This is a genomic window from Paenibacillus chungangensis, assembly GCF_042675905.1.
In the GTDB taxonomy this organism is placed as follows: Bacteria; Bacillota; Bacilli; order Paenibacillales; family Paenibacillaceae; genus Pristimantibacillus; species Pristimantibacillus chungangensis.
Map to the genome: position 1 here is coordinate 59523 of NZ_JBHTJZ010000012.1, position 13087 is coordinate 72609.

Annotated in this window: 9 protein-coding genes; 7 read left to right on the forward strand and 2 right to left on the reverse strand. The window is 43.4% G+C overall.

Translation table 11 applies throughout. The features are described from left to right. The first annotated feature begins 14 nt into the window (after positions 1-14). The gene (locus tag ACFQ2I_RS11385; RefSeq protein WP_377564314.1) at positions 15-800 is read left to right on the forward strand and encodes an aspartate dehydrogenase domain-containing protein; all 786 of its coding nucleotides are present in this window, start codon (positions 15-17) and stop codon (positions 798-800) included. Positions 801-903: 103 nt separating this feature from the next. On the opposite strand, the gene ACFQ2I_RS11390 is transcribed toward ACFQ2I_RS11385, so the two are convergent. Then, positions 904-2865, reverse strand: coding sequence for an S-layer homology domain-containing protein (locus ACFQ2I_RS11390; RefSeq protein ID WP_377564315.1), 1962 nt, complete (start codon positions 2863-2865; stop codon positions 904-906). Between the two features lie 223 nt (positions 2866-3088). On the opposite strand from ACFQ2I_RS11390, the gene ACFQ2I_RS11395 reads away from it, so the two are divergent. Then, complete coding sequence (locus ACFQ2I_RS11395; RefSeq protein ID WP_377564316.1) at positions 3089-4357, forward strand: stalk domain-containing protein; 1269 nt, start codon at positions 3089-3091, stop codon at positions 4355-4357. A gap of 73 nt (positions 4358-4430) precedes the next feature. Here the strand turns inward: ACFQ2I_RS11395 and ACFQ2I_RS11400 are convergent, their stop codons facing one another. Continuing rightward, positions 4431-6761: a helix-turn-helix domain-containing protein gene (locus ACFQ2I_RS11400; RefSeq protein ID WP_377564317.1), complete on the reverse strand. Its 2331-nt coding sequence runs from the start codon at positions 6759-6761 to the stop codon at positions 4431-4433. A gap of 252 nt (positions 6762-7013) precedes the next feature. Here ACFQ2I_RS11400 and ACFQ2I_RS11405 point away from each other — a divergent pair, with 252 nt between their 5' ends. The 5 genes from ACFQ2I_RS11405 to ACFQ2I_RS11425 all read left to right on the forward strand — a co-directional run bounded on the left by ACFQ2I_RS11405 (position 7014) and on the right by ACFQ2I_RS11425 (position 13058). After that, on the forward strand, positions 7014-7961 hold the full coding sequence (locus ACFQ2I_RS11405; protein ID WP_377564318.1) for an ABC transporter permease: 948 nt from the start codon (positions 7014-7016) through the stop codon (positions 7959-7961). A 33-nt stretch (positions 7962-7994) separates the two neighbouring features. Further along, positions 7995-8873 carry a carbohydrate ABC transporter permease gene (locus ACFQ2I_RS11410; RefSeq protein WP_377564319.1) on the forward strand — a complete coding sequence of 293 codons (879 nt, stop codon included), beginning with the start codon at positions 7995-7997 and terminating at the stop codon, positions 8871-8873. Between the two features lie 109 nt (positions 8874-8982). Then, positions 8983-10614 carry an extracellular solute-binding protein gene (locus tag ACFQ2I_RS11415; protein WP_377564320.1) on the forward strand — a complete coding sequence of 544 codons (1632 nt, stop codon included), beginning with the start codon at positions 8983-8985 and terminating at the stop codon, positions 10612-10614. 98 nt (positions 10615-10712) lie between these two features. Next, positions 10713-12326: an alkaline phosphatase family protein gene (locus ACFQ2I_RS11420; protein WP_377564322.1), complete on the forward strand. Its 1614-nt coding sequence runs from the start codon at positions 10713-10715 to the stop codon at positions 12324-12326. A 30-nt stretch (positions 12327-12356) separates the two neighbouring features. Then, positions 12357-13058, forward strand: a complete 702-nt coding sequence (locus tag ACFQ2I_RS11425) for a histidine phosphatase family protein (RefSeq protein ID WP_377564324.1) — start codon at positions 12357-12359, stop codon at positions 13056-13058. The last annotated feature ends 29 nt before the right edge of the window (positions 13059-13087 follow it).

Sequence of the window (13087 nt, forward strand, 5' to 3'; positions counted from 1 at the left end):
TAGGAGCAGGATAGATGATGAAAAAAACAAGATTAGCATTATTAGGTTGCGGAAGACTAAATGAGATTGTAGCTCATGCTTTGGAAGAGCATCTTCCAGAATACGAGCTTGTTGGAGTGATGGGGAGAAGTTCTGAGCGGACACAGATTTTTGCTGAACGCTATGGCGGTAAGGCTTGCACCGATATTGAAGAGCTGATGGCTCTAAAGCCAGATTTTATAGCAGAGGCTGCCTCCCCTCAAGCGGTGAAAGATTACGCCGAAACGATACTAAAAGGCGGCGCGAACTTAGTGGTGTTAACTGTTGGGGCATTCGCGGATGCAGATTTTTTTAATAGAGTAAAAGAGACAGCAAGGGAACATAATCAAAGGGTATATATCGCTAGCGGCGCTGTCGGAGGATTTGATGTTCTTCGTACGGCAGCATTAATGAGCCCGATTAAGGCAACCATGACCTCTAAAAAATCATTGCGATCCTTATCATACACGCCGCTGTTTTCCGAAGAGCTCATGAGCATAACTGAGCCCAAGCAAGTTTTTAGCGGAAATACGAAGGAAGCCATAGAAATGCTGCCTTTTCATTTTAACGTGGCAGTCGCCACGGCACTTGCCAGCGCAGGGCCTGAGCAGACTACTTTGAATATCGATGCTGTTCCTCATTTTACTGGTGATGAATATAAGATTGAAATTCAAGGGGAAGAAGTGCATACGGATCTCAATATTTATTCCAGGACTCCTAGAATTGCCGCCTGGAGCATGGTTGCGGTACTTCGAAACGCTGTTTCACCCATTGTATTCTAACAACTGAAAAGTATTTCGGCTAAGTGAAAAAGCGGCTTTCGTGAATGATGAGGTAGAAAGAAAATGGAGGAGGGGGCTAGCTGCCCCTCCTCCATTTTTTTCATTAGGATGCCTTACGTCCAATTTTAACCGATATGCTGCCTTCCAATTCAAAGTAGGAAACATCAACAGATCGTCCATTCAACGTGAATTGTTCAGGAATATCATTACGATTAAAGTAGTTCCAAATCGTCTCCCACTGATCTCCGAAGTAGAAGTGGAACAGCTGCGCAGAAATGACCGGGATCTTGAATGATTCCGATATTTCTTCATTCGGTTGGCCCGGAGGCGTTCCCCAGCCATATAATTTAATCGTAACTTCGGTCTTTTTGTCGCTGCTATCGATTAAAGTAATGGCGCGCATAAATCCTGGAACGCCATAGCTGCGTCCGTTATTCGTAAACCCCAGATCCCGGGCAAAGGCTTTGTAATTGTCTTCCGGTTTAGACGACCAGCTCGATTTTAGCTGAGGCGCCTTCCAGCCGCCTGGATATTTGGTAAGTGGATTCAGCGGATCAAAGTTAAAGGTTGTCGGATATTGGCCTTTATCGCCAAAATAATTAGCTGTTGGGTTGTCAGGAACTGTGCCCACAAAAATCATTACGGTGTTATTATCCCTCTGCCGACTTACAGTATAATAGGTTGATATAAAATCCAGCGGTACAAACAGCTCCGTATCCTTCACTAACGCTCTGATTGTCGTTCGTTGTTCGCCTTCCAGGAGTGTTCCGATATAGATATCCCCTCTATTACCGTCTGGTCTAAATTCCCACTCCTCGCCGTTTCCTATCGCAACATGGATGGTTGTCCAATCGTCACTCCAATAATAGAAACCTCCCATACCATTAACGATATCGGAAAGCGGGACGTAAATCGTGTCCTTGACAGCGAACGCTTGCTCCAAAAATATGTTGAATTTCGGTGCTCTCTTTAGCTCTCCGTCAACAAACAGTGCGTAAGCATCTCCGCTAGTTACTTTAGCAGGAGCAGTATTCCTTTCTTCTCCCCATTGAATATGGTAACCAAAATAATGGGAAGTATAGATAGCTGTTTTTCCTTCTTTATAAGTTTCCCCTGTAGCGCCATATTTAAGTTCCAGCACTTGATTCACTGCTGCGCGAGCTTCTTTCTCAGTCATCGGAAGTCCAAGCTCAACTAGCATAGAAGCTACTATATTAATTTTAGTTCTGTCCAATTGAGCAATCGTCATGTGCCAATGCTCTCCAATATCCGCATAAGGATATTCGTCAAAACGGAAGTCAAGCTGAATGCCCTTGCCTTCAACTGTAGTCTGATAATCTTCTGGATTGGACGATGCCGTCACGCTAAATCCGGCCTTTTGAGCGACGGCCTTGATTCGACTGGAAAGAGAGTCCTTTAAGGAGATCTCGGCACTAGGTTTAGAAATTTTCCCTTCCTTATAGTCCTTGATTCTTACCAGGAAAGCAGCTGTTTGAGCGCGGGTTAGCCTCTCTGCCGGGCCATAGTTTGTGAAATAGTCTCCTCTATCGGTATAGCTGCCGGATGTCAGGTGTTTTTGATATAGGAATTGCACAGCAGATTTCGTTGGCAAATTTTCAAAATTTCCATTCAGCAATATATAGATGATGCGAGCGGCGTCTGCCCGAGTGATCTGGACTTTTCGTTTATGACCGTCTCTAACCCAGTAATCATCAAGCGTGTATATCCCTTTCTCATGTAATACATCATAGACCCAATAAGACCAGCCTTCTAATACTAAGCGTTCATCAGAGGGGATAATGGCAGGCTTTCCATATAGTATAGTTACTGCTATTGCAAGAAACTCCTCTTGCGTAATATAGTCATTGGGTTTAAAAGAACCGTCGTTGTAACCATTAATAATATGAGCATTAGCTAACTGTTCAATGGCTGCATTAGCCCAATGGTTGGAAGGAACATCCGTAAATCGTTGTTTGGCCGCATAACTATCATCGACCGGAATCATAGAGGCTATTAGTATAATCATTAGAAGAAAAAGAGTGAATTTCTTGTTGATAAGTCTCATGGTGCATCTTACTCCTTTTTAGTTTGAATTTCCCAATTGATAATATCATGAGCAAATAGTAGTGTCTATGAAATTTAATCCATATTTATTCGGATAAATTACAACTTTAGACCCGGTTAGGGAATGAGTAGAAAGCTTCATTTCGATTGAATGGGAAAGGAGAAAGATATTCCATGTCGAAGAGTGTCAGGGACATCATTAAATGGAGGAGACTTAGCATACTATGAATTTGCTCAGGAAAATAAGGATTCATGCAGTTGTAGCTGTTATTCTATCTACTGTTGTTCTGTTAGGAAGCGTCGTCTTGCCATCTGAACGGGCGTATGCCGATGCGTTCATTGATGAAGTAGATGGAGCTTACCAGAAGCTTCTGGATCAATACACCAAGCAATATGAAGAAGATAAGGTTGAGATATCTGAGGAATATAGTTGGCTGCATGCCATTCTTACAGGCGAACAAGAGCATATGGCACGTATTGTAGATGCGGATCTGGCCTATTTGACAGAACTATTCGACAACGATTATAACCAATTGGTTAAACGATATGGAAGTTCGAGAGAGTATCGTGATAAGTTGGCCACATACAAGAGGCAGATTAATCCGGACTATTCAACAGGAGCATTGTGGAAGTACAAAATAACGATTAACAGAGATTATTCCACCAGTACGCATTGGAAGTTCGATAATGAGATTAATCCGGGCTATAGTACAAGTACGATGTGGAAGTATAAAAATACGACCAACCCTGATTATTCTACAAGTACGATGTGGAAGTATAAAAATGCTGTCAATCCAAACTACTCGACTAGTCTCATGTGGAAGCTGAAAAATGAGAGCAACGCGCATTATTCCACAAGTACGATGTGGAGTTATAAACAAGGCTATCTGAAGTTAGCCGATGCGCGAAAAAAAATCGATGCCATTCTAACGAATGGGTCGAAGGATTTGCAGGAAACAAGAGACCAGGCTGTAACCTCCATTACGAAGACTCGACAAGATACAGTGGAGCAATTATTTGATCTTCGGGACAAGACGGCAAGTGCATTTCTTGCTACAAGAAAGGACACTTTAGCGTCTATTCTTTCCATTAGGGAACAGCATTTTGGCAGTGGCTTGGAAGTAAAGCCGATTACGATTTCATTTGATCCCATTAAAGTATTGATTAATCTGAAGCTGATGTCATTTGAGCAACCTCCCGTTATCATCAATGGGAATACGCTCGTCCCGATGAGGGCTATATTTGAGACGCTTGGCGCTTCAATTGAATGGGACCCGGAACAATTTGCGGTAACAGCGACGAAAGGCAATCAAACCATCTATTTAAAAATCGGAGAAAAGAAAGCACAGCTGAACGGTAAAACGATAGAACTGGGAGTTCCGGCTCAGATCGTAAATGCCAACACGATGGTTCCGGTCCGCTTTATTAGCGAGTCGCTCGGTGGCGAAGTGTTATGGGATAACATGACGAGGACGGTCGTTATTTCTCGTTAGAAGATTGCTGATTGATATGACAAGCTGACACGGAGCTTCTACCGTGTCAGCTTGTTTGTTTTCTATACATCCTTCAGGATATACGGTCATTTTGCAGATGATAATTATGTTTGAAGTTTCGCGGGGTTACCCCATATTTCTCCCTGAATTTTCGAATGAAATAAGCGGAGCTATTGAAGCCGACCTTATAGGAAATTTGTTCAATCGTATCATTTGTAGAGATAATCAGATCACGCGCCGTCTCCATTCGAGTGGATGTAACAAAATCAGTGAAATTCATTCCTGCATCTTCTTTGAACAGCTTGCTTAAATAACGAGGACTTATTACGATGTGTTCGGCAACCGTATCAAGCGAGAGCGGTGTGTCCAGGTTTGCTACAATATATTCCTTTGCTTTTTGAATGATGGCCGCGTTCTTGTTGACTTGGCGATCGTTCATATTGGCAATGGCCGCTTCTATGGATTGCAGAAGCCATTGCTTGAATTGGGCAACGTTTTTAATCATTTTGAAACGCTCGAGCTGTTCAGAGCCGATGGCCTCGTCTGATTTCACATACATATCTTTAAGATAATTCCGGAATATCGTAACAATATCTCTCAACTTCTGATGACAATGATCAGCAGAGTAATGTTCCGTTCGCATAAGCGAAATGAGGTTGTTTACTTCTGTTCTAATTTCATGGATATCATTTGTTCTAAGGCTGGTTGCCAGTCTCTCCAGCGCCTCCTCAGGTATTTCCTCTGTATGATGTTCCCGATGAAGAAGATTTTCTCCATGAAGCACTTTTCTCTCAGGCATAAAGTAATGATACTTCATCAGAACCTGCGAATCCTTGAACGAGAGATGGAAATCCAATGGGTTGTTAACTTGTGTGCCGATAACGGCAATGACATCGATCTTAAAGTTCGATTGTGTGTAGGAAATGACATTGTCGGCTAACTTTAGAAAGTCATCGAAAACATCGCTTTCGGTACAAGCAATCGTACATATTTGGTTCTCTGCAAGTACGGTTGTAAGTAACAAAGTATCGGATTGACTATGATTGTCAATATAGCTAATGAGATTGTATTTAATAAATTGACTGTTTTCCATCGTGAGCGAGTTCAATGTATCGGAGTCAAGATAAAACGTGCAAGACCGAAAACTGGAGCCGTGCAGCTGCAAATTGAGCAGCCTAAGTCGATCCGCAAGCTCATTGTGATTGCTGATCGTGTTGTGGATCAAGCTGATGATGAGATTATGTTTAATCAGGGGCATATTGGTTTCCAGTGTATCTTTCAACGTATTCACTTTCACCGACAAATTAGTAATCACGTTGTCTATGATTTGATATTCATTCTTCGTATCCAGAGGCAATTGCTGATTGCCGAAAAACTGCCGTGTGCCTTGAATGATCGTTTTAAGCGGATTGTAAATTCTAATTGTGAAAAAGTTCGAGACGATGAGTCCGATAACGATCGCGATCAAACAGATTAAAATCAATGTGTTTCGAATCGGCGTCGTACTTTTATAAAATTCGTCAACAGGCGTATGATTAATCAGCTTCCATTGGACACCAGGAATGTTCATATAAGAAACTAACGTTTTAGCGTTATTGCTTTGATAAATAAAGTTCTCTGATTCTAGTGGCGAATCCTTAATTATATCGATGAATTCATAATGATTGAAGTTGCTGAACAGCAAAGAAGTATCGCTATGCGACAGCAATTGTCCTTGATCATTGAGCAAATAAAACTGGCCCTTCTCATAGGGAGCAATGGACTGAATAATGCGATGAAAGGCGCTTTCCTTCAAGTGAAACGCGATATAGCCTTTACTATTCGCTTTATTGGGATAAGAGCTTACAAAGGTTACGATATTAGAAACATTGGAATCGGAATGAATGTTGGTGGCCATTTTACGCGCTTCGATCCACGTCGATCTTTGATGCGATTGTCTCGCGATGTGGAGCCAGCTTAAGTCGATGGTCACCTCTTCCTGTAAGTAAGTAATGCCGGAGGAAGAAGAGATCAACACATCGAGATCGCTGTAATAGATACCAATGGAATCGAACAGGTCTGCATTGTAATTGACTAATGTATTCAACTGCTGATATACGGCATTAATGGTAGGGTGATTTCCTTCTAACGGGTAGTCGAATAGAAATAGGGACGGACTGTTCTGCCAACTATCGGCAACCAGTTCAAAGTAGGCAGCCTCCACTTTATCAATAATGTTGTCTTCGATGGTTTGCTTCAGATGAGACAAGATATGATCATTTACTTTTTCGACCTGTTTATTAAATTTGGAGGAGAAATAAAGATATGAGGTGAATCCAACGAAAATGATCGTAATCAAAATTAATATGCCGTACGAAAAAATGAGTTTATGAAAAACGGTATTAAACTTATGGAAACGTCTCATGATCGTCACCTCCAGGATGAATGGAACCACTGCTCTACACATGCAACAAACATTATATCATGTGGTCGCCCTTTGTTGTAATCGCTTCCAATCAAATGACGATCTTTTATACTTTTGTGAAATGTTTATATGCGCATCATTGCGGTGCATGCGGGAAGTTTCAATGATTGGATATCTTTCATATAGATTAATGGCTTCGTTTGTTGCATGGTGGAATTACGGAAGCGAAAGGAAGGGAAGGGAGAGAACATCATGGTTCAACCCACAGGGAAAAGCGCACAAAGCATCCATCGAAAGAAAGGGATTCTTCACGAGTATGTCAAGCAGAAGTATTTAGTGTTATTGTTTGTTCCCGCCATTATGTACTACATTGTGTTTCATTATGTTCCCATGTACGGTTTACTTATTGCTTTTAAAGACTATAGCTTTAGTCGCGGCATTTGGGGCAGCGATTGGGTCGGTTTTGCACACTTTCGAGATTTGTTTTCATTAGGAAGCTTCTGGGAAGTGTTTCGCAATACGCTGATTATCAGTACGTATAAGCTTGTGTTTGGATTTCCTGCGCCGATTATGTTATCGCTGCTTTTGAATGAAGTGAGAGTGATGTTTTTTAAGAGAGTTGTGCAAACAGTCAGCTATATGCCGCATTTCTTGTCCTGGGTCGTAATTGCCGGTTTATTCACTCAATTTCTATCTCCGTCGATCGGGCCGATCAATATTATTTTGCAATCGTTAGGGATGCAGCCCATTTATTTTTTGGCGGATTCCAACTGGTTTCGCTCCATTGTAGTCGCAACGGATATATGGAAAGAGATTGGATGGGGCACAATTATATATTTGGCGGCATTAAGCGGCATCAATCCAGAAATCTATGAAGCATCGACTGTTGATGGGGCGAATCGTTTTCATAATATCTTCTATATTACATTGCCATCACTAGCTCCTGTTATTACCATTATGTTTATTTTCGCAGTTGGACGAATCGTAAATGATGATTTCGATCAAATTTTCAATATGTACAACGCCGCAGTGTATAACGTTGGAGATGTATTGAGCACGTATACGTACCGACGAGGCTTAATTGAGATGGAATACAGCTTTGCAACTGCCGTGGGGTTATTTAAGAACGTCATTGCATTTACGCTTATTGTCATCACTAACGCTGTAAGCAAGAAAGTGAATGATTATGGATTATGGTAGATTGGCCACTCTAGAGAAAGGCGGGCATCCTGCATGCATGCAAAAATCAAATCGTCAAAAATGGATATCGTGTTCGATAGCATTAATTATATATTTTTAACCATTCTATGCTTGTCGATGGTCTATCCTTTTCTGTTTCTATTATCTCATTCCTTAAGCCCTGTTGAGGTCTCGTTGACGCAAATAAGCATTATTCCGTCTAAAATTACACTGTCCAACTATGCGCAAGTGCTCAGCAATGAGTTTATTGCGTACGGTTTTCTCAATACAGTGGCTCGTACAATAATCGGCACGCTGCTAACGGTGCTGGCGAGTATTTTCACAGCCTACCCGCTTGCCAAGAAAACATTTCCTAATCGCGGTTTTTGGACAGCGTTCATCGTCTTCACGATGTTTTTCTCAGGCGGTTTAATACCCACTTATTTTCTCGTCAATAACTTGCAGCTGATGAACACCATGTGGGCTCTCCTATTGCCGGGCTTAATTCTGACGTTTCAAATGATTATCGCACGCAACTTCTTTATGTCCATACCTGAAAGTCTGGAAGAATCAGCAAAAATTGATGGGGCGAATGAAATCCGAATTTTGTTCAGCATCATCATTCCCATATCCATGCCCATTATTGCCACACTTAGTTTATGGACAGCGGTTCATCATTGGAATGCCTGGTTCGATAGTATGATCTATATAACCGACTCCAAGCTTCAAGTTCTGCAGGTTGTATTGCGAAGAATTGTGCTGGAAGGGACCGTTGAAATGATGGAGATGGGCGGAGATGAAGATCTGGCGGTGAATCCGGAGACCATTAAGGCAACGGCCATTATGGTAGCGACACTGCCTATTATTCTCGTGTACCCGTTCGTGCAGAAGTATTTTGTGAAAGGCATTATGATTGGTTCACTCAAAGGCTAAATAGCACAGTCCAGTCTATAGCTATCGACGCTGGAACGTCGTCCAATGTGTAGATCAACGTTTCTATAACGTTTATCTTATATAAAAAAAACGGGAGGTTAGTAGATTGATGAAAAACAAAAGAAAATCATGGATGATAGCCCTGGCAATTATCTTCGTATTCACCATGGCGCTATCCGGTTGCTCAGGCTCTAACAACGGCGGCAACAATGCTCCGGCAAGCACGGAGCCGGCTAATAACGCTGCCACAGCAAAGCCGACGGATGCAGCAGAAGGGGATAAAACGAAACCGGACCCCAACAAAAAGTATCACATTTCATTTGCCCGTTCCCATGTCGTTCCTCCGGATAAAGACGGAGAGCTGCTCAAGTACTTTGGCGAGAAATTCAATGTGGAGTTCGATTCGTGGAATATTGAATCAAGCAAGTGGCATGAGATATTAAACCTGAAATTTGCGTCGCGCGAAATACCGGATTATATGGATGTGAAAGGATTTGAAACGCTGCAAAAGTATGTGAAACAGGATCTGCTCGCTGAAATTCCGGTAGATATGCTGAAAGAGTATGCTCCGTTTATTTATGAGGAATTTCTAGAAGCGGCCATACCGAATGCGTTGAAATACGGAACGATTGACGGGAAAGTGTATGGCATTCCAATTCCGAACCAGGTTCGTTATCGTAAACCAACGGTATGGCGCGGCGATTGGCTAACGAACGTAGGCATTGACAAAGCTCCAGAGACGTTCGCCGAGTTCGAAGAAGCGATGTATAAATTTGCGAATGAAGATCCCAATCAATCGGGCAAAAAGGACACGTACGGTTTGTCGCAAACCGGCATGCAGGCGGTGTATGGCGCATTCGGTTACTTGCCTCTCATCTGGCAAGAGAAGGACGGCAACCTGGTCTATGGTTCTGTACAGCCTGAAATGAAAGAGGCGCTCGCAACATTAAGCAAATGGTATAAAGACGGTGTGCTTGATCCAGAGTTTATTACGGGAGAAAATCAGGGCGGGTATTATGCCTTCTCCCACGCATTTATGAACAATAGAATTGGATTCACTAGCCTTGGCGATTATTATCATTGGAAGCCGCTGACCTATGAAGGAGACTCCAAGTCGGAGGTTTATCTTGAATTGCAGAAGGTAAATCCGCAAGCGTTGGAAACGCTCATTCATGGCGTTCCGCCAAAAGGTGAAAATGGTGCGATGGGTGTTCCGGCGCCTAATGAAGTGAATGGCAATTTTATTGGCTTTGGCAAGCATCTGGAGAATGAGCCGGATAAACTGGCGAAAATTCTGCAAATATTAAACGCACAAAGTGAAGATTACGAGGATTATATTACTAGTATTTTCGGAATCAAAGGAAAGCATTGGGACTACGATCCGAATAACGGTTTCCCAGGATTTATTAATGGCAATGATTCCAAAACTGTTGCACAGATGGGTCTGGTAAGCGGACTGGAAGCGCGAATCTGGACCATTAAGCGCGCGCAGCCAAGAATTGATTGGGCACGTGACAATCATTTTGATGTTGGCGGTATTTCCAACGCATTGCTATCACCATTGCCTTCAGACGGTAAATATAAAGAAGAATTAAAGAAAATTGAGGAAGAAGCATTTATTCATATTATTTCTGGCGATAAGCCTGTCGATTATTTTGATGAGTTTGTTGAGAAATGGAAAAAAGCGGGCGGTTCACAGCTGGAGAAGGAAGCGAACGAATGGTATCAGAGCATTAACTAAACATCATGCAGGCAGGTGCAGCCCTTACCCATTGGCGATAAAGGCTGCACTTGCCTATAAGTTCCGGACATGCAGGATAGGCGAAAAGGAGAGAACAGATGTCCAGACAACCATTTGCACAGCCTGGCTCAAGGCTTGTCCTCTATGTGAATTGGGATGGATTTGCCTATGAATGGTACAGACTTGTCAACACCTCTTATGGAGGCACGCCCCACATCAATGCGCTTTTGCAGGACGGAGTGCTTTTCACCAATGCTAGTACAGGGGTTCCTGCAATAACCGGAGCGATGCAGCAATGCTTGGCATCTGGCGCTTGGCCTGTGGACACGGGCAATTGCTATCGCTACTATCATGCTGAGAATAATGTAGTCATGCAATTTGCCAGGGAAAATAAATTGGAAAATATTGTGGAAGCCGCAGTGAGACATAAGGTTCGTGTGGCTGGAGTAAACGCATGGTATTTCGAAAACAGGGGCTTGTTTGAAGGGAATGAACAACAGCCGTATCTAAGGACGGAAAGTATGCCCAGCAATTTCGGTCAACGTGTGGATGAATTAATAAAAGTCATTCATGGAGAGCCCGTTCGTATGGGAGACAAGCACATCATTTTCGATGACATTCCCCAATTTCTATCTATATATGCGGACGATATCGATACGGTTGCTCATAATGGCAGAGTCACTTACGACGGACTGAAGGTGGCGGGGAATATTCAGGAATGGTATGACAACATCGCGCAAACGATTATGCGTATGGATCAGGATTTGGGTCGCTTGGTGGCTGCTTTGAGAAGAACAGGCAGGTATGAGCACAGTAGTATTGTTCTAACGACAGATCATGGCATGATTCATTATGGAGCGCATTCCAAAGAGCAGCATCATGAAGCCGAGCCAGGCGCATTGACCAGCTTATATGATATGACAGCATGTATAGCCAACGTTGGACTGCGGCACATCGGAAGAAAGTTTGCGATCGAGATTCTTCCTGCAGGGGGAATGCAGGCTAAGAGTGATACGGACATTGTCATTGTTCCGATCATGCTGCAGGCGCAGATAACCTTTCTCCATCCTGCTTGCCATCCTGCTATTCCGGATATCATTGAGCAGATAAAAAGCAAATGGTATTATGGCACACATCTGACGAGTGACCAGCTCATGAAGGCGGGATTGCCGTCTACTTATGCAGACTTGGTCATCTCCTCCTGTCCGCCTTATCACTTCATCCCGGATCCCCATGGCTGCTATGCCGTTGGCGGAAATCACGCATCTCTGGATCCTCAGGTCAAACATATCTTTACAATGCTGTCAGGTGCGAATATCGCCAAAGGCGTCGTCTGCGACAAACCTATATCCATCATAGATATAGCTCCGACACTGGCCAGGCTGCTTGGGTTCGAAGGTCCTCAACATGCAACAGGCACGGCGTTGGATGATGGATTGCAAAACCATATGCAAGGTCCGCAGCTGACAATCACAACAACAGAAGACACGATATACACAACTGTGGCGACGGTGTCGGGGAAAGCGTCATCAGGCGCCACCATTACAATTAATGGGGAGCACAAGGGTGATGTGGATGAGAGCGGTTCATTCGCCTATACCATCAACTGTGCAGCTGGAGTAAACAGGGTGTTAATAGAAGCTGCTTATGGCGGAAGAACAAGTCGAAGAACGATATATATGACGGTGAAAGATGAAATGCAATCAACCTAATAAACAACTACGCTGGAGGAGATTAAGAACATGTTATTGTATATGATTCGTCACGCCGATCCGGATTATGAGCAGGGGACGATTACTCCGGAAGGCCATCTGGAAGCGGCGGCTTTGGCGGATATGCTAGAGGAGCAAGGGCTGGACCATATCTATACCTCTCCATTGGGACGTGCGGTTCATACGATGGAATATACGACACAGCGATTACATAAAGAGTATGAGTTCTTGGATTGGACTGAAGAAATTACAGGCATGTACCAGGATATTGAAGGAATCGGGACGGTTGCGCCATTCAATGTGCCAGGGGAATTTATAGTGAATCAGGAGCCCTTCCCAACCCATGACAATTGGTTCGAGAACAAATATTTTCATCAGAATGAACCGTTGATGGAGAAGATCGCGCAAATCAAGCAAGGCTCAGATCAATTGCTGGAGAAGCACGGCTACAAGAGGGAGGGAGGGCGCTATCGTTGCCTGAGACCGAACAAGGATAAAATCGCCGTGTTCTGTCATGGAGGACTAGGCGTGACTTGGCTTGCCCACTTGCTGCAAATTCCGATCTCGATCGCATGGTCCTCTTTCTGGCTAGCTCCAAGCTCAGTTACCACGGTGCTTATGGACCAGCGGACGGAGCAGTGGGCGGTTCCGCGCTGCATCGAGCTGGGAGCCACCTCGCATCTGCATAAAGCGGCATTGCCAGTGAAATTTAGAGGTCTGCCTACGATCTAATAAAGGAAGTTAATAAAGGTATGAAGGGA

Excerpts from the sequence above, each read along its gene's own strand:
- ACFQ2I_RS11390 (WP_377564315.1), bottom strand. The coding sequence starts at position 2,865 with ATGAGACTTATCAACAAGAAATTCACTCTTTTTCTTCTAATGATTATA.
- ACFQ2I_RS11425 (WP_377564324.1), top strand. The coding sequence starts at position 12,357 with ATGTTATTGTATATGATTCGTCACGCCGATCCGGATTATGAGCAGGGG.
- ACFQ2I_RS11400 (WP_377564317.1), bottom strand. The coding sequence starts at position 6,761 with ATGAGACGTTTCCATAAGTTTAATACCGTTTTTCATAAACTCATTTTT.
- ACFQ2I_RS11385 (WP_377564314.1), top strand. The coding sequence starts at position 15 with ATGATGAAAAAAACAAGATTAGCATTATTAGGTTGCGGAAGACTAAAT.
- ACFQ2I_RS11395 (WP_377564316.1), top strand. The coding sequence starts at position 3,089 with ATGAATTTGCTCAGGAAAATAAGGATTCATGCAGTTGTAGCTGTTATT.
- ACFQ2I_RS11405 (WP_377564318.1), top strand. The coding sequence starts at position 7,014 with ATGGTTCAACCCACAGGGAAAAGCGCACAAAGCATCCATCGAAAGAAA.
- ACFQ2I_RS11415 (WP_377564320.1), top strand. The coding sequence starts at position 8,983 with ATGAAAAACAAAAGAAAATCATGGATGATAGCCCTGGCAATTATCTTC.
- ACFQ2I_RS11410 (WP_377564319.1), top strand. The coding sequence starts at position 7,995 with ATGCATGCAAAAATCAAATCGTCAAAAATGGATATCGTGTTCGATAGC.
- ACFQ2I_RS11420 (WP_377564322.1), top strand. The coding sequence starts at position 10,713 with ATGTCCAGACAACCATTTGCACAGCCTGGCTCAAGGCTTGTCCTCTAT.